Source organism: Sphingobium xenophagum, assembly GCF_002288285.1.
Lineage (GTDB): Bacteria > Pseudomonadota > Alphaproteobacteria > Sphingomonadales > Sphingomonadaceae > Sphingobium > Sphingobium xenophagum.
On record NZ_CP022745.1, the window covers coordinates 2,824,844 to 2,841,020 of the forward strand.

The 16,177-nt window shown below is 62.9% G+C and carries 18 protein-coding genes and 1 pseudogene; 12 read left to right on the forward strand and 7 right to left on the reverse strand.

Annotated elements, in window-relative coordinates; genetic code table 11:
* Position 1 precedes the first annotated feature (1 nt).
* From CJD35_RS13805 to CJD35_RS13820, 4 genes and pseudogenes are all read left to right on the forward strand, one after another.
* Positions 2 to 514: a GNAT family N-acetyltransferase gene (locus tag CJD35_RS13805; protein ID WP_017182310.1), complete on the forward strand. Its 513-nt coding sequence runs from the start codon at positions 2 to 4 to the stop codon at positions 512 to 514.
* Between the two features lie 167 nt (positions 515 to 681).
* Positions 682 to 1,124 (forward strand): annotated as a pseudogene (locus CJD35_RS13810) (DUF1285 domain-containing protein).
* Positions 1,121 to 1,720, forward strand: a complete 600-nt coding sequence (locus tag CJD35_RS13815) for a CoA pyrophosphatase (RefSeq protein ID WP_017182312.1) — start codon at positions 1,121 to 1,123, stop codon at positions 1,718 to 1,720. The pseudogene CJD35_RS13810 and the gene CJD35_RS13815 overlap by 4 nt, the downstream one beginning before the upstream one ends.
* Positions 1,717 to 2,928, forward strand: coding sequence for a CCA tRNA nucleotidyltransferase (locus CJD35_RS13820; protein ID WP_017182313.1), 1,212 nt, complete (start codon positions 1,717 to 1,719; stop codon positions 2,926 to 2,928). Before CJD35_RS13815 ends, CJD35_RS13820 begins: the two co-directional genes overlap by 4 nt.
* Here the strand turns inward: CJD35_RS13820 and CJD35_RS13825 are convergent.
* The 5 genes from CJD35_RS13825 to CJD35_RS13845 all read right to left on the reverse strand — a co-directional run bounded on the left by CJD35_RS13825 (position 2,892) and on the right by CJD35_RS13845 (position 8,613).
* Positions 2,892 to 4,646 (reverse strand): putative bifunctional diguanylate cyclase/phosphodiesterase, encoded by a 1,755-nt coding sequence (locus tag CJD35_RS13825; protein WP_017182314.1) that lies wholly within the window; start codon positions 4,644 to 4,646, stop codon positions 2,892 to 2,894. The two genes, CJD35_RS13820 and CJD35_RS13825, sit on opposite strands and share 37 nt — an antisense overlap.
* Before the next feature lie 68 nt (positions 4,647 to 4,714).
* Positions 4,715 to 7,042 (reverse strand): DNA topoisomerase IV subunit A, encoded by a 2,328-nt coding sequence (parC, locus tag CJD35_RS13830; RefSeq protein WP_017182315.1) that lies wholly within the window; start codon positions 7,040 to 7,042, stop codon positions 4,715 to 4,717.
* 66 nt (positions 7,043 to 7,108) lie between these two features.
* The gene (locus CJD35_RS13835; RefSeq protein WP_244917191.1) at positions 7,109 to 7,342 is read right to left on the reverse strand and encodes a CcdB family protein; all 234 of its coding nucleotides are present in this window, start codon (positions 7,340 to 7,342) and stop codon (positions 7,109 to 7,111) included.
* Positions 7,343 to 7,404: 62 nt separating this feature from the next.
* On the reverse strand, positions 7,405 to 7,662 hold the full coding sequence (locus CJD35_RS13840) for a type II toxin-antitoxin system CcdA family antitoxin (protein WP_017182317.1): 258 nt from the start codon (positions 7,660 to 7,662) through the stop codon (positions 7,405 to 7,407).
* A gap of 24 nt (positions 7,663 to 7,686) precedes the next feature.
* The gene (locus CJD35_RS13845) at positions 7,687 to 8,613 is read right to left on the reverse strand and encodes a LysR substrate-binding domain-containing protein (RefSeq protein ID WP_017182318.1); all 927 of its coding nucleotides are present in this window, start codon (positions 8,611 to 8,613) and stop codon (positions 7,687 to 7,689) included.
* 117 nt (positions 8,614 to 8,730) lie between these two features.
* On the opposite strand from CJD35_RS13845, the gene CJD35_RS22745 reads away from it, so the two are divergent.
* The 6 genes from CJD35_RS22745 (at position 8,731) to purC (ending at position 14,023) form a co-directional block, all read left to right on the forward strand.
* The gene (locus CJD35_RS22745) at positions 8,731 to 8,889 is read left to right on the forward strand and encodes a hypothetical protein (RefSeq protein ID WP_017182319.1); all 159 of its coding nucleotides are present in this window, start codon (positions 8,731 to 8,733) and stop codon (positions 8,887 to 8,889) included.
* Positions 8,890 to 8,985: 96 nt separating this feature from the next.
* A complete protein-coding gene (otsB, locus tag CJD35_RS13855) occupies positions 8,986 to 9,696 on the forward strand; it encodes a trehalose-phosphatase (protein ID WP_017182320.1) in 711 nt (236 codons plus the stop codon).
* Positions 9,697 to 9,844: 148 nt separating this feature from the next.
* A complete protein-coding gene (locus CJD35_RS13860) occupies positions 9,845 to 11,569 on the forward strand; it encodes a glycoside hydrolase family 15 protein (RefSeq protein WP_026002247.1) in 1,725 nt (574 codons plus the stop codon).
* The gene (otsA, locus tag CJD35_RS13865; RefSeq protein WP_017182322.1) at positions 11,566 to 12,972 is read left to right on the forward strand and encodes an alpha,alpha-trehalose-phosphate synthase (UDP-forming); all 1,407 of its coding nucleotides are present in this window, start codon (positions 11,566 to 11,568) and stop codon (positions 12,970 to 12,972) included. Before CJD35_RS13860 ends, otsA begins: the two co-directional genes overlap by 4 nt.
* A gap of 9 nt (positions 12,973 to 12,981) precedes the next feature.
* Positions 12,982 to 13,113 (forward strand): hypothetical protein, encoded by a 132-nt coding sequence (locus CJD35_RS23425; protein WP_017182323.1) that lies wholly within the window; start codon positions 12,982 to 12,984, stop codon positions 13,111 to 13,113.
* Positions 13,114 to 13,240: 127 nt separating this feature from the next.
* Positions 13,241 to 14,023: a phosphoribosylaminoimidazolesuccinocarboxamide synthase gene (gene purC, locus CJD35_RS13870; RefSeq protein WP_017182324.1), complete on the forward strand. Its 783-nt coding sequence runs from the start codon at positions 13,241 to 13,243 to the stop codon at positions 14,021 to 14,023.
* 97 nt (positions 14,024 to 14,120) lie between these two features.
* On the opposite strand, the gene CJD35_RS13875 is transcribed toward purC, so the two are convergent.
* Both CJD35_RS13875 and CJD35_RS13880 read right to left on the reverse strand, forming a co-directional pair.
* Positions 14,121 to 14,873, reverse strand: coding sequence for a sulfite exporter TauE/SafE family protein (locus tag CJD35_RS13875; protein ID WP_017182325.1), 753 nt, complete (start codon positions 14,871 to 14,873; stop codon positions 14,121 to 14,123).
* Positions 14,874 to 14,921: 48 nt separating this feature from the next.
* The gene (locus CJD35_RS13880; RefSeq protein WP_167383157.1) at positions 14,922 to 15,071 is read right to left on the reverse strand and encodes a hypothetical protein; all 150 of its coding nucleotides are present in this window, start codon (positions 15,069 to 15,071) and stop codon (positions 14,922 to 14,924) included.
* Between the two features lie 162 nt (positions 15,072 to 15,233).
* On the opposite strand from CJD35_RS13880, the gene purS reads away from it, so the two are divergent.
* Both purS and purQ read left to right on the forward strand, forming a co-directional pair.
* Positions 15,234 to 15,467, forward strand: a complete 234-nt coding sequence (purS, locus tag CJD35_RS13885) for a phosphoribosylformylglycinamidine synthase subunit PurS (protein WP_017182327.1) — start codon at positions 15,234 to 15,236, stop codon at positions 15,465 to 15,467.
* A 3-nt stretch (positions 15,468 to 15,470) separates the two neighbouring features.
* Complete coding sequence (purQ, locus tag CJD35_RS13890; protein WP_017182328.1) at positions 15,471 to 16,145, forward strand: phosphoribosylformylglycinamidine synthase subunit PurQ; 675 nt, start codon at positions 15,471 to 15,473, stop codon at positions 16,143 to 16,145.
* Positions 16,146 to 16,177: the final 32 nt, after the last annotated feature.

The following is a 16,177-nucleotide window of genomic DNA, read 5'->3' on the forward strand; positions in this document are numbered from 1 at the left end:
TATGATTGTCCCTCTCGAAAGCCAGCGGCCAGACGCGATCGAGCGTCTGCTCGACGAAGCGTTCGGCGTCGATCGGCATGCACGGACGGCCTATCTGATTCGCGGGACGGTCGCCTGGATTCCCGCTCTTTCCTTCGCGATGGTGGATGGACAAGGCGCGCTGATCGGATCGCTGCAAAGCTGGCCGGTCGTGCTGACGCAGGATGACGGCACGCAATGCCCCTATATCATGGTCGGGCCGGTAGCGGTCGCCCCCGCGCATCAGGGCGGCGGCCATGGCCGGGCGATGATGGACGCTGTCGTGGCGGCTGCAAAGGCGCAGGGAACAGCGCCGCTGATGATGATTGGCGACCCGGAATATTATGGCCGCTTCTGGGGCTTTAGTGCCCAGGACACGAGCGGATGGCGTGCGCCCGGCCCGGTCGAGCAACGGCGTCTGCTGGCGCTGTCGGTCGATGGCCGCGCTGTGGGCGGCGTGGGGATGCTTGGTCCCGATATTAGCGTCATCGCCTGATTCCCCTTTGCCATCGGGGCGCTGCGATCCTATCTGCATAGCCTATGCCGATGGACCCGCTACCCGACCTTGCCGACCTGTCGCTCAGCGACATTGCGCGCCTGCTTGCCGAAAAAAAACTCCCGCCGGTGGAGAAATGGAATCCCGACCATTGCGGCGACAGCGACATGCGGATCGCGCGCGACGGAACCTGGTTTCACCAGGGATCGCCAATCGGGCGCGAGGCAATGGTCCGCCTGTTTTCCACCATATTGCGGCGAGAAGCGGACGGCAGCTATGTGCTGGTCACCCCGGTCGAAAAGCTGAGCATCGAAGTCGAGGATGCCCCCTTTGTCGCGGTGGAACTCAAGAGCGAAGGCGAAGGACGCGAACGGGCGCTGGCGTTCCGGCTGAACACCGGCGATCTGGTCGCGGCGGGGCCGGACAATGCGCTGCTGCTCCGTGAGACGGCGGACGGGCCACACCCCTATCTTCATGTCCGCGCGGGCTGGAGGCGCTGGTCGTGCGCAGCGTCTATTATGAACTGATGAACATGGCGCTGGATGAGGGCGCCGAGCGGATCGGCCTGTGGAGCAACGGCGCTTTCTTTCCGCTGGACGGCGGGGCATGACCCTGGCCGAGCGGCTGCGCGCCGCGTTGGCCGAAGGTCATGGCCGCGATGGCACCATCCTGTCATCCGACATGCGCGATCCCCGCATCGACGGGCACATCGCGCTCGCCCCCGCCGCCGTACTGGTCGCCATCACCGACCGGCCCGAACCGGGGTTGATCCTGACCCAGCGGTCGGAACGCCTGCGCAAGCATGCGGGACAGGTCGCCTTTCCCGGCGGCCGCGTCGATCCCGGCGATGCCGATGAGATTGCCGGGGCGCTGCGCGAGGCGGAGGAGGAAATCGGCCTGCCGCCGCATCTGGCGCAGGTCATCGGCACGTCCGACCGCTATCATACCTTTACCGGGTTCGACATCATCCCGGTACTGGCGGTCATTCCGCCCGACCTGCCCTTGCAGCCGCAGGAAAGCGAAGTGGCCGACTGGTTCGAACTGCCCCTCGCCTATGCGCTGGCCCCGGCGAACCGGACCCGGCATGCCGTCGAATTTGAAGGGGCGGTGCGGCATTATTATGAGATATTGTGGCAGGAACGGCGGATATGGGGCGTGACCGCCGCCATCCTGGCAAACCTGTCACACCGGCTGGGCGCATTATGAGCGTGGTGCTGCCCGATGCGCCATGGCGGCATCGTCCCGGTCTCGATAATTTGCTGACGGCGCTGGATGCGGCGGGCGGCAAGGCCCGCTACGTCGGCGGCGCGGTGCGCGACGGCTTGTTGGGGCTTGCGGTCAATGATCTGGATATTGCCACCACGCTTGCCCCCCAGGACGTGCTCGACCGGCTGAAGGCGGCAGAGATAAAGGCGGTACCGACCGGTATCGACCATGGCACGATCACCGCCGTCATCGCCGGCTGGCCGGTGGAGATTACGACACTGCGCCGCGACGTCAGCACCGACGGGCGGCGCGCGACCATCGCCTATACGGATGACTGGCGCGAGGATGCGGCGCGGCGGGACTTCACGATCAACGCCCTTTATGCCGATCCGCTGAGCGGGGAGATCACCGACTATTTTGGCGGGGTTGCCGATCTGGAAGCGCGGCGATTGCGTTTCATAGGCGATGCCGACGCACGCATTGCCGAAGATCATCTGCGCATCCTGCGCTATTTCCGCTTTCTGGCGCGCTATGGCGACGATGAGCTGGACAATATGGCCTATGCCGCCTGCGTCGCTGCGGCCAACAGCCTGATGGCGCTGTCGCGGGAGCGGATTGCCGATGAATTGCTCAAATTGCTGGGGGTCGCCGCGCCGATCCATGCGTTGCGGCTGATGGTCGATGGCGGGATATTGACGCCGGTTTTGCCTGAAGTCGACCGCGCCGGGATCTACCGGCTGGAGCGGTTGATAGCGCGGGAGGCCGCGGCTGGCATTGCACCATCGGCGCTGCGGCGGCTCGCGGCCTTGCTGCCGCCCGATGCGGCGCGGGCCGATCTGGTCGGCGCGCGGCTCAAACTGTCGAACAAGGCGCGCAAACGACTGACGACGGCGCTGGAGGCTGGCTTGGGCGATATGCCGATTCGGGCGCTCGCGTGGCATATCGGGGTCGAAGGTGCGATCGACAGGTTGCTGCTGGATGCCGATGCTGATCTGTCGCCTCTCTCCGCCCTGGACGACTGGACGCCGCCCAAACTGCCGATCGGCGGTGGCGCGTTGATCGCGCGCGGACTGCCCCCCGGCCCCGATGTCGCCAGGGCATTGAATGTCGTGCAGGATATGTGGGTCGCGGAAGGTTTCCCGGACGGCGCGCGGGTTGACGCTATTGCCGATCAGACCGTTTCGAAATTCCAGCGTGCGCGCCAATAGTCGAAGGCGTCCTGTTCGGCCATCGGCTTGGCGAAATAATAGCCCTGCCCCTGCCAGCATCCCAATTGCTGAAGCGCATGGGCAAGTTCCTGCGTCTCGATCCCTTCGGCCGTGACCTTGAGATTGAGCGACTCCGCCAGCGAGAGGATCGTGCGGACGATGACCGTCTTGTCGCGATCCTCCAGCATGTTCGACACGAAACTGCGGTCGATCTTCAATATGTCGATCGGCAGGCTGTGCAGGCTGGCCAGGTTGGAAAAGCCGGTGCCGAAATCGTCCATCGCGATCGGCATCTGCAAATCCTTGAGCGCGAACAGCAATTTGCGGGCCTTGTCGGGATCGGCGATGATTGCGCTTTCAGTGACTTCGGCGGTCAGGCGATGCCCGGCAATGCCGGAATAGCGCAGCGCTTCTTCAAACATCGACGCGACATCGTCCCGCGCCATCTGGATCGGCGAGAGGTTGACGTTGACGCCGACCGGCATGGGCTGGCCGAACCTTGCGTCCCAGCGCGACAATGCCTGCGCCGCTTCATAGGCGGCCCATCGGCCCAACGGCGTGATGAGGCCGCTTTCTTCGGCCACGGCGATGAATTCGACCGGGGACACATGCCCCAATTCCGCATCGTCCCAGCGGGCGAGCGCCTCGAACCCCGTAATCTCTCCGGTATGGAGATGGATCAGCGGCTGATAGGCCAGCGACAGGCCACCCTGCGCCAATGCGTCGCGCAGACGGCTCTCGATCGAAAAGCGGCGCTGCGCTTCCTTGAGAACACCGTTGCGATATATTTCGACCTTGCCGCTGCATTTGGCGATCTTGACCGCTGCCTGCGCCTTGCGAACGATGTCATCGGGGTCATCGCTCAGGCTGGTGGAAAGGGCACAGCCGATCGCGCAATCCACCCGGATTTGCAGGTCGCTCAGCCGGATCGGCGAACTCAGCGCTTCCTTGATCCGCTGGACGATGTGAAGAGCATCCGACAGGCCATTGTTCAGACGGGCGAATATCGCAAAATCATTGCCGCCGATCCGCGCCAGCACATCGCCCTGCCGCAGGCTGGATTTCAGTCGCTTGGCGACCGTGATCAGCAATTCGTCGCCAGCCATCGGGCCAAGCGATTCATTGACCCGGCTGAACCGGCTAAGGTCGATCGCGATGATGCCGAATTGGGCATTTTCGGGCCAGACCGAATTGGCGATCCGGTCGTCAATCTCTTCGCCAAAGCCGGTGCGATTGGGCAGCGCGGTCAACCCGTCGGACAGAAGTTCGCGGCGCAGATTCTTCTCGACCGTCCTTTCGCTGGTACGATCGGTCGCGGTGAACAGGTAAAGTTCGGGATGGTCCGCATCGGCAGGCAAGCGGCCGATGGTGCACATGAAATATTCCGGCCCCAATTTGCCATCGCGGCGAATTTCAAAACTGTCTGCAACGTGATTCGTCTGAATGAATTTCAGGATGCGATCGCGCCACACGGTCGCGGCCTGGCTGATGGCCCCGTCCTTTTCCTGATGCTGGCGAAACGCCTGCAAGAAACGGTCATTGGCTTCGACCACCGACAACAGATTGTCATCATGGGATAAAATCGCTGCCGCCTGCGACATGGCGGCCAGCCATTGGCTCGGCGCTATGACGAAGGATGGATATGCCTCCGCGTCCCCCGCAACAGGGGCGTTGCTGGTCCTTCCGACTGGCCAGTTGCGCACAGAAATGGATTCCATGCCTTGGCCATATCGGGAAGCGGTAAATTTTCAGGAAACGATGCGCCGATCATTGTAAAAAATGGTCATTAAAAGCGATTGTCGCGCGGAAACCCGGTGGGTGGCATGCGGCCAGCCGCACCGCGCGCCACTTTCCACGGCGTCATGTCCGATTCGGTTCGCATCCGCCCGGTCTCGCCCCCCATCGCCCAGCTAAGTCCGTCGGCCAGGCGGAAAGTGATGGCGTCCGACAGACCACCATCGCGATAGCGCTGCATCTGCACGCCCTGCCCACGCGCCATGCGGGGCATTTCGTCGAGCGAGAAAACGAGCAATTTGCGGTTTTCGCCAATCACGGCCACGCTGTCCGACCCCGGCGCGACCGGGCGGATGACAGCCAGCCTGGCGCCGGTGCGGACATTGACGACCTGACGCCCTTTGCGCGTTTCCGCCATGATCTCCGCCACCGCCGCAATGAAACCACGCCCGTCGGAAGACGCCAGCAACAATTCCGTGCCAGCCCGTGCGGGCATGAAGGCGACGATCGCGCCTTCATTGTCCATATCGACCAGCGATCGCACCGGATCGCCAAAGCCGCGACCGCCCGGCAGCTTGTCCGACCCCAGCGTATAGACGCGCCCGGTGGACGTCGCGAGCAGCAGCTTGTCGGTGGTGTAGGCATGGAACGCGAATTGGGGACCGTCGCCCTCCTTGAACTTGAGCGTATCGGCGGCAGCCAGATCGCGATGGCCGCTCATCGCCCTGATCCAGCCGCGTTCGGACAGAATGACGGTGATCGGTTCGCGCTCGATCATCGCCTCCAGCGGGATGTCCCGTGCGGGCCCGGCTTCCTCCACCAATGTACGGCGGTGGCCCAGGGCCGTGTCGGGGCCGTAGCGCTTGCGCAGCGCGGCAATGTCGCGCTTCAGCTTGGTCCGCTGGCGCTGCGGGCTTTCGACCAGCTTTTGCAGATCCTCCTGCTCCGCCACCAGATCGGCATGTTCGCGGCGCAATTCCATCTCTTCCAGCTTGCGCAAGGACCGCAGGCGCATGTTGAGAATGGCTTCGGCCTGCCGGTCGGTCAGGGCAAATTCGTCCATCATCACCAGCTTCGGCTCATCCTCCGTACGGATGATCTCGATCACCCGGTCAAGGTTGAGATAGGCGATGATATAGCCATCAAGCAGTTCGAGCCGATCGGCGATCTTGGCAAGGCGATGCTGCGCGCGCCGGACCAGCACGTCGATCTGGTGCTTGAGCCATTCGATCAGCACCGCACGCAACCCCAGGACGCGCGGCGTATGGGTGGCGTCCAGCACGTTCAGGTTGAGCGGAAAGCGGTTTTCCAGATCGGTCAGCCGGTAGAGACTGTCCTTGAGCACCTGCGGATCGACATTGCGGTTCCTGGGCGTGATGACGATGCGGATCGTCTCATCGCTTTCATCGCGCACATCTTCCAGGATCGGCAGCTTCTTGTCGTTGATCAGGGCCGCGATCTGCTCGATCAGCTTGCCCTTCTGCACCTGATAGGGAATTTCGCTGACGATCAACTGCCAGGTGCCGCCGCTCAATTTCTCTATGCCGGTCGGTTCCCAGACGCCCTGATCATCCTTGCCGGTCGAAAAGCGCGCACGGGTACGGAACGCGCCACGTCCCGTGGCATAGGCTTCGGCAATGATTGCGGGACTATCCACCAGCACGCCGCCAGTGGGGAAGTCCGGCCCCTTCACCACTGCCATCAACGCCGCATGATCCGTATCGGGATTGTCGATCAGCAAGCTGGCGGCATCGAGTATTTCGGTCACATTATGCGGCGGAATGCTGGTGGCCATGCCCACCGCAATGCCGCTGGCACCATTGGCAAGCAGGTTGGGGAAAAGGCCGGGGAACACCTCCGGCTCTTCATCCTCGCCATTATAGGTCGGGCGGAAATCGACCGTACCTTCGTCCAGCCCCGCCATCAGGTCGGCGGCAGGCTGGGTCAGGCGCGCTTCGGTATAGCGCATCGCGGCGGCATTATCGCCGTCGATATTGCCAAAATTGCCCTGCCCGTCGACCAATGGCGTGCGCAGGACGAAATCCTGCGCCAACCGCACCATGGCATCATAAACGCTGCTGTCGCCATGGGGGTGATATTTGCCGATGACGTCGCCCACGACGCGGGCGCATTTCTTGTAGCTTGTGCCGTTGCGGGCAGGGTTGGCGACCAGCACGTCGGCCGACGCGCCGGACGGCTCCATCCTGAGCAGCCGCATCGCCCAGAGCAGGCGGCGATGCACCGGCTTCAACCCGTCGCGCAAATCCGGCAAGGACCGCGCGGTAATGGTGGACAGGGCATAGACGAGATAACGCTGCGACAGCGCCGCGTCGAACGGATGGTCCTTGATATTGTCGAAAGGATCGCGAAAATCGGTCATTACGCGCGGGATAGCAGCACGGGGACGAAACGGAAACGGAGATTTGGCCGGGATCGAACCGCAGCGTTAAAATCCCACCAGCAGCATATCCAGCGCGGCGGCTATCACGTCCTGATGATCGTGCAGCGACAAGGCCGGCTGCCCAAGCGACCGGGCCGGAACCGCCCCCGCAAACTGGGTCATCATGACCAGCGTTTCGCCTTCAATCTGAAAATACGGATTAAGGCGCGCCATGGGTGTGCCAACGTCGGCAATAGGGATGAGCGGTACAACGAATCGGGTCGTCAGATGATCGAGCAAATCGGCCTGGCAATCCAGAACCCAACTACCGTCGGACAGGCGATGCGCGCTAAATCTTGCCATTAGAACATGCGATATTTTTCGAGCGGCAGGCCATGTTTTTCGACATAGGCGTTGGAAGCAGCAATGCCCTGGGCATTCTCCTCTTGCCAGCGGCGTCCGCGTTCGGCGGCGATTTGCTTGGCCAGCGCGTCTTCACAGGTGCGGGACAAGTTGATTCCCAACGCCCGCGCCTCTGCGACAAGCGCCATATCCAGCGACAGGTTGGTCGCCTTGCGCGTCCCGATCCGTTCATGCCTGGTCACAACCAACTCCTTCATAAAACATGCGCATGAACATACGCATCATTCGTCACGGGGCAAGTAGCGTCCCTGCGGGTCATCGGCGATGGCGGCGACGAATTCGGCGCTGATCCAGTCGCGAAACGCCTTCACCTTGGGCGTATTGCGAGCATGGGGCGGATAGACGATCCAGTAGCTCGCGATCTCGCGGACATAGGATGGCATGGCTTCGACCAGCAGGCCCGCCTCTACCTCCGCCTTCCACAAAAACAGGTTCAGGATGGCGATCCCCTGCCCCCCGATCGCGGCACGACCTTCCATCACCTGGCTGTCGAGCGCGATGCCCGGCGGCCCGCCTGCCGGATCGGCCTCCACCCCCATGGCCGCGAACCATTCATGCCACCACATGTCGTCGGGCGACAGGCGCGGCAGGGCATGAAGCGCCTGCGCATCGGCGACCGGACCATGGCGCGCCAGCCAGTCCGGGCTGCACATCGGCGCCAGGCGGTTGTGCGTCAACAGCCGCGCCTCCAGCCCCGGCCAATTGCCCTTCCCCCCGCGAATCGCCAGATCCACGCCGGTGCGGGCAAGATCGACCACCGCATCCTCGGCCTGGATGCGCACCGCCAGCCCCGGATGACGCATCTGGAACGCGCCGATCCGGGGGGCGAGCCAGAGATGGGCGAAACTATTGGTGCAACTGATGGTAAGGACCATCGAATGATCCTGCGCCAGAGCGGCAAAGCCCTGTCGCATCTGGTCGAAAGCGCGGATGATGACCGGCGCGATTTCCCGTCCCTTGTCGGTAAGAAGCACCCGGCGGCCGGCGCGCTGGAACAGGCTCAGCCCCAGCCGGTCCTCCAGCAACTTGACCTGATAGCTGACCGCCGCCTGGGTCATGCCCAGTTCCTGCGCGGCGGCTGTAAAGTTTTCGAGCCGGGCAGCGGCTTCGAACACCCGAACGGCGGAAAGCGGAGGCAAGGCGGACATGGCTTTCCATAAGGGGAGCTTATTATCACTGTCCATGCTTTTGTTGGATGTCGTTACGGAACAGGCGCATTGGTCGCTTCGCACACATGCACCATTTCAATCGAAAGGATCGCGACCATGCGCGACCAGTATGACGCCCGGTTGTGGACGGACCATCATCGCGCAGCCAGCGCCGGGATCGACCGGCTGATTGCACGGATCATGCAGGCATTTCGCGTGCTGCATTCGATCCATTGGTCGGCCCCCTGGTCCGATGACAGCCGGTGCGGCGCGTAAAAACGACAAGGGGCTGCACAACAGGGGTTGCGAATTGGCGGTAAAGCGCCACTTTGCGCCCGTGTCAGATCATCCCCTCCCCCGCCCCCGCCCGCCTTGTTGACCGACGCGGCGCTGTTCCTGGATTTTGACGGGACGCTCACGCCCATTACCGACACCCCCGACGGGGTGATTGTGGATGATGGACTGGTGCAGTTGCTCCTGGCGCTGCGGGAAAGGCTGGACGGGCGACTGGCGATCGTGAGCGGGCGGTCGATCGAAACGCTGCGCACCCTTGGCTTTGCTGACTTCCTGCTGGCGGGCACCCATGGGCTGGAATTTGCCCGTCCCGGCGGCGCCATCGCCGCGCCAACGCGCCTCGCGGCAATCGATGATGCCGAAGCCGCCTTCAACGCCTTTGCCGCCGACAAGCCCGGCGTGCTGGTCGAACGCAAATCGATCAGCGTCGGGCTGCACTATCGCGGCGCTCCTGCCTGGCAGGATGCCGCGCATGCGCTGGCCCGCCAATGGGCCGATCAGGACGGTCTGGCGCTTCAGCAGGGCAAGATGCTTTATGAATTGCGGCCCGGTGGCGCGGACAAGGGCAGCGCGGTCCATGCGCTGATGGCGCAAGGGCCGATGGCGGGCGGTGTGCCGGTCTTTATCGGCGACGACGTGACCGACGAGGAAGGCTTTGCCGCGGCCGCCGAACTGGGCGGGGTTGGCATATTGGTCGGACCTGTGCGACAAACGCGAGCGGCATATAATTTGGAACAGGTTGCCGCCGTCAGGCATTATCTGCGAGAGGGGGTTGCACGGCTCGCATGATCCGTGCCCCCTCAATTTGCCAAAAAGCATGAGGGGCAGTGCGATAAACAGCAATACTCACCCAATATTGGGCGGCAACGCCCGCAATTTGGACCTCTGGCCGATTGGCAATTGCCAGGCATCGGCGCTGATCGATCGGGCCGGTCGGATGGTGTGGGCCTGCGTTCCCAGGGTCGATGGCGATCCGGTCTTTTCCGCGCTGCTCGACGATGCTGATTGGGATGATGACGCCGCGATCGGTTTCTGGGCGATCGAACTGGAAAATTGCGTTGCGGTAGAGCAATATTATCTGCGCAACACCCCCGTTCTGGTCACGCGGCAGAGCGACACGCAGGGCAACGTCATCGAAATTTTCGATTTCTGCCCCCGCCACAAGCATAAGGGCCGCATGTATCGCCCGGTCGCCTTCGCCCGGATCGCGCGCCCGGTGGCCGGATCGCCGCGCATAAGAGTGCGCCTGCGCCCGACGACGGCCTGGAATGCGGAAAAGGTACCGATCAATTACGGCTCCAACCATATCCGCATGGTCCTGTCCTACATGGCGATGCGGGTGTCGACCGACGCGCCGATCGGCCTGATCGCGCAGGAAAGCTGGTTCCGGCTGGAGCAGGACGCCCATTTCTTCATGGGGCCTGACGAAGGATTTTCGGACGCCCTGCGCCCGGCGCTCCAGCGGATGCTGGACGACACGGTGGAGGAATGGCGCCTGTGGGTGCGCGGCCTCGCCATCCCGGCGGAATGGCAGGAAGCGGTCATCCGGTCCGCGATCACGCTCAAACTGTGCCAGCATGAAGAAACCGGCGCGATCGTCGCGGCGCTGACGACCAGCATCCCCGAACATGCCGATTCGGGTCGCAACTGGGACTATCGCTACTGCTGGGTGCGCGACGCCTATTATACCGTCGAAGCACTCAACCGGCTGGGCGCTCTGGATGTGCTGGAAACCTATCTGGTCTATCTGCGCAACATCGTCGATGGCGCAAAGGGCGGGCATATCCAGCCGCTTTACGACGTGCGCGGCAACGCCACGCTGACCGAGTGGGAGGCGGACGAACTGCCCGGCTATCGTGGCATGGGCCCGGTGCGGGTCGGCAACGCCGCCTACAGCCAGATCCAGCATGACGCCTATGGCCAGATCGTCCTGTCGTCGGTGCAGGGCTTTATCGACTGGCGACTGCTGCGCATGGCGGGCCATGCCGATTTCGAGGCGTTGGAGGCCGTGGGCGAGCGGGCCTGGAGCGTCTATGACAAGCCGGATGCGGGTTTGTGGGAACTGCGCAATCGCACCCATGTCCACAGCTATAGTGCGGTGATGTGCTGGGCGGCGTGCGATCGGCTGGCCCATGCCGCGCTGGCGCTGGACCTGCCCCTGCGCGCGGCGCACTGGCAGAACCGCGCCGACACGATGAAGGCGCGCATCATCGATGCGGCGTGGCGAGAGGACAGCCAGGCCATATCGGCGAATTTCGAGGATGATTCGCGCGACGCATCGCTGCTGCAACTGCTCGATCTGCGTTTCCTGAGCGCGGATGATCCCATGTTCACCGGCACATTGGCCGCGCTGGAGGCGGATTTGCGGCGTGGCAACGACATGCTGCGCTACAGCGCGCCCGATGATTTCGGCGAGCCGGTGACTGCGTTCAACGTCTGCACCTTCTGGCTGATCGAAGCGCTGCATCGCACCGGTCGTACGGAAGAAGCCCGCACCCTTTTCGAAGAGATGCTGAGCCGACGCACCGCCGCAGGATTATTGTCCGAGGATATTGATCCTGTGACCGGGGAATTGTGGGGCAATTATCCTCAAACCTATTCGCTCGTCGGCATCATCAACTGCGCCGTCTTGTTGAGCAAACCCTGGAGCGTGATGCGATGAGTCGCCTGATTGTCATTTCCAACCGCGTGTCCCGACCCAACAAGTCGGGCAATCAGGGCGGACTTGCGGTCGCGCTGGCGCAGGCGTTGCGGGAAAGCCGGGGGACATGGATCGGTTGGTCGGGCGAAATCACCGATAATTTCACCGGCCATATCGGCTTTTACGAGGATGACGGGGTCAAGACTGCGACGATCGACCTGGAAGAACAGGATGTCGACGAATATTATAACGGGTACGCCAACAAGACGCTGTGGCCGCTCTTTCACTTCCGCATCGATCTGGCCGAATATGCCCGCGATTTCGAGGGCGGCTATAACCGGGTCAACCAGCGCTTTGCCGATACCACAGCGCCGCTGATCGAGCCGGAGGACGTCATCTGGGTTCATGATTATCACATGATCCCGCTGGGCCAGATGCTGCGTGACCGCGGCCACCGCAACAAGATGGGCTTTTTCCTGCACATCCCCTGGCCACCCACGCGACTGCTCGTGTCGCTGCCCCATCACAGCAAGCTGGTCAGCACCTTGTTCGCCTATGATGTCGTGGGGTTCCATACCGAAGAATGGCTCGAATCCTTCCGTCATTATGCCGAGCGGGAGATGGGTGGTACGGTGAACGGCGATTTCATCACCGTTGGCGACCGGACGATCCAGGCGGTCGCTTGCCCGATCGGGATCAACGCGAAGGAATTTGCCGAAGCAGCCGAAAGCGAGGTTGCGCAGAACATGCTCCGGCAGATACGCGCATCGCTTCAGGACCGCTCGATGATCGTCGGCGTCGATCGGCTGGACTACAGCAAGGGGCTGGAGGAGCGCTTCAACGGCTATGCCCGCTTTCTGAAGGACCATCCCGACCAGCATCGCAAGGTTTTGCTGACCCAGATCGCGCCGCCTTCGCGCGGCGAAGTCGAAAGCTACCAGCAGATACGCGCCGCGCTCGATTCCCTCGCCGGGCGGATCAATGGCGAATATAGCGATGTGGACTGGACGCCCATCCGCTACGTCAATCAGGGCTACCCGCGCGACAAGCTCGCCGGCATATATCGCAGCGCCAAGATCGGGCTGGTCACGCCGCTGCGCGATGGCATGAATCTGGTCGCCAAGGAATATGTCGCGGCGCAAGACCCGGAGGATCCGGGCGTTCTGATCCTGTCGCGCTTTGCCGGGGCCGCAATGCAGCTCAAGGACGCGCTGCTGATCAATCCCTACAGCCCGGAGGAAATGTCCGACGCTATCCTGCGCGCGCTCGCCATGCCGCTGGATGAACGCAAGCGTCGCTGGCGCGCCATGATGGATAGCGTTGAAAAGCAGGACATCAGCTGGTGGCGGCAATGCTTTACCGGGCGGCTGATGGCGGTGGATCGCGATACGGCGCGGGTTGAGCCGGAGACCGCGGACGGCTAACAACGGCGCATGATCGATGATGATGATGAGCCGCGCGGTTTGGCCGCAACCCTGCGCGCCCGATCAGGCGTCATCATCGGCGCGATCGGCATGGTGGCGTGGATGGCGTTGCTATGGGCGATGTTCGGCGACGTGCTGTAAGGGCCGCACCAATTGCACCCCCGCCCGCTTTGTTCTATGGGCGAGGCCCAAGCAGCCCCGGCACCCGCTGATCCTTCTCGATTCGCGATTGTCGGGGCGCAGTATTTTTGACCAGACAGGAACGCGCATGGCCCGTCGCCGCCAGATTTACGAAGGCAAGGCAAAGATCCTTTATGAAGGCCCGGAACCGGGCACGATCATCCAATATTTCAAGGATGACGCAACCGCCTTCAACGCGCAGAAGAAGGGCACGATTTCCGGCAAGGGCGTGCTCAACAACCGGATTTCCGAGCATATCTTCACGCTGCTCGGCCAGATCGGCGTACCGACCCACTTCATCCGCCGCCTCAACATGCGTGAGCAGCTGGTGCGTCAGGTGGAGATCGTGCCGATCGAAGTCGTCGTGCGCAACGTCGCCGCCGGATCGCTCAGCAAGAAGCTGGGGATCGAGGAAGGCACACAGCTGCCCCGCACGCTGATCGAATATTGCTACAAGGATGACGCGCTGGGCGACCCGCTCATTTCCGAAGAGCATATCGCCTGCTTTGGCTGGGCGACGCAGGAAGAGATGCACGACATTGCCGACATGGCGATCCGCATCAACGACTTCATGTGCGGTCTGTTCGCCGGGATCGGCATTCGCCTCATCGACTTCAAGCTGGAGTTCGGTCGCCTCTATGACGGCGATTACAGCCGCATCATTCTGGCCGACGAGATCAGCCCCGATGGCTGCCGCCTGTGGGACGCTGCGACCAACGAGAAGCTGGACAAGGACCGTTTCCGCCGCGATCTGGGCGGCGAAGTGGAAGCCTATCAGGAAGTGGCGCGCCGCCTGGGCCTGCTGCCCGAAGGGCTGGACACCACGGTGCTCGACCTCGACACGCATCGCAAGAAGCGCGAGAAGGAATAAGTCCTTCGATCCGCCGTCATCCTGACGCAAGTCAGGATCCAGAGTTGGCGCAAAGCCGCCCTGGATGCCGGATCAAGTCCGGCATGACGGTTATGGGTTACGCCATCAGCGCATCAGCGACCAGCTTGATGCCCAGCAGCACCATCAGCACATAGATCAGCGTGTAGAAGCGGGCGGCATCCACCCGCCGCACCAGCGCGACGCCCGCCAGCGTCGCAACGATCGCGACCGGCAGCAGCATGGCGGTCGCCGTCAGATTGCCGCGCGTGAATTGGCCCAGCGCGGCATAGGCGGGCACCTTCATCCAGTTCATGACTGCGAAGGCGACCGCCGTAGTCCCGACCAGCATGTCGCGCGGCAGGCGCCTGGGCAGCACCCACATCTGGAACGGGGGCGAACCGGCATGGGCGATCTGGCTGGAAAAGCCGCTGGCGACGCCGAGCAGCATGCCCACCCAATCGGGCGATGTGGACGGCAGCACAATCGCCCCGCCCCGCTCGACCCATAGCCGTTGCAGCCCGAACACTATCGAAATCACGCCCAATGCGCCCAGCACTGTGGTTTCATGCACTTGCGCGGCAAACAGATAGCCAAGCGTCACGCCGACCGCCGCGCCGGGCAGCATCACCCGCAAGATATGGCCGTCCCAGCTTTTCCGGAATGCCCAGACGCTGACGGCGTCCTGCACGATCAGGATGGGCAGCATTATGGCTGCGCCGCGTACCGGGTCCACGCCCAGCGCCATGATCGGCATGGCCAGTGCGCCGACCCCGGCAAAGCCGCCCTTGGCGAGGCCCGATATGGCCACGGCGATGAAGGCGCAGGCGTAATAGAGATATTCGGGGTCCATAGCGATCGCCTAGCGCAAGGGACAGGCAATTGGCATTGAAAAAGACGCTCAGCGACTGGCGCGATAGCCGATCGTCAGGCCTAGGCTGAAGGTCGCGAGCAGGGCAAGCTGCACCTTTCCCTGCGGGTCGTCATAGCCCACAATCTGTTGCCCCCAAGCGAACAGCCCGACAAACATCGCCAGCGCCACCCCGGACATCCCCATGCTCCCCCCGGATTTCTGCGCCATGACAGTATCGGATGAGATGCTAACAAAAGCATAATGGCTTGCCACCCCGCCACACCGGGACTAGGGGAGCGGCAAAGTCGATCCCCCGGACCGCACGGTTCGGCCCTGTCCGTCTCAAGGAGTTCGCCGCTCATGAAAGCCCGCATTTTCGTCACCCTCAAGGGCGGTGTCCTCGATCCGCAGGGCCGGGCGATCCACCATGCGCTGGAAGGCCTGGGCTTTGACGGCGTCAATGACGTGCGCGCGGGCAAGTTGATCGAACTGGACCTGGCCGATGGCACCAGTGACGAGGATATTGACGGCATGTGCCGCAAGCTGCTTGCCAATACAGTGATCGAAAATTATCGCATCGAAAAGGTCGCCTGAGCCATGAAGAGCGCCGTCATCGTCTTTCCGGGCAGCAATTGCGACCGCGACCTGGCAGTGGCGTTCGAGGCTGCGACCGGCGCGAAGCCAGCCATGGTGTGGCACCGCGATACCGAACTGCCCGACGACATCGACCTGATCGGCGTACCGGGAGGCTTTTCCTATGGCGACTATCTGCGGTCCGGCGCCATGGCGGCGCGGTCGCCGGTGATGCAGGCGGTGGCGCAGGCGGCCGATCGCGGCGTGTTCGTGCTGGGCATCTGCAACGGCTTTCAGGTGCTGACCGAAAGCGGCCTGCTGCCCGGCGCGCTGCTGCGCAATGCCGGTGGGCATTTCGTGTGTCGCGACGTCGCGCTGACCGTGGACAATGCGCAGAGTGCCTTCACCAGCCGCTACGCAGCGGGCGAAACGATTTCCTATCCGGTCGCGCATCATGACGGCAATTATTTCGCCGACGACGCGACGCTCGACCGGCTGGAAGGCGAAGGCCGGGTCGCGTTGCGCTATGCGGAGAATGTCAACGGTTCGGCGCGCAACATTGCGGGGATATTGAACGACAGGGGCAATGTGCTGGGCATGATGCCGCACCCCGAACGGGTGATCGAGGCTGCCCATGGCGCGACCGATGGCAAGCGCCTGTTCGACGGCTTGGTCGAAGGGCTGATGGCGCGGGCCTGATGGCGATTTAACACAGCCTCCGTTCGTTTCGA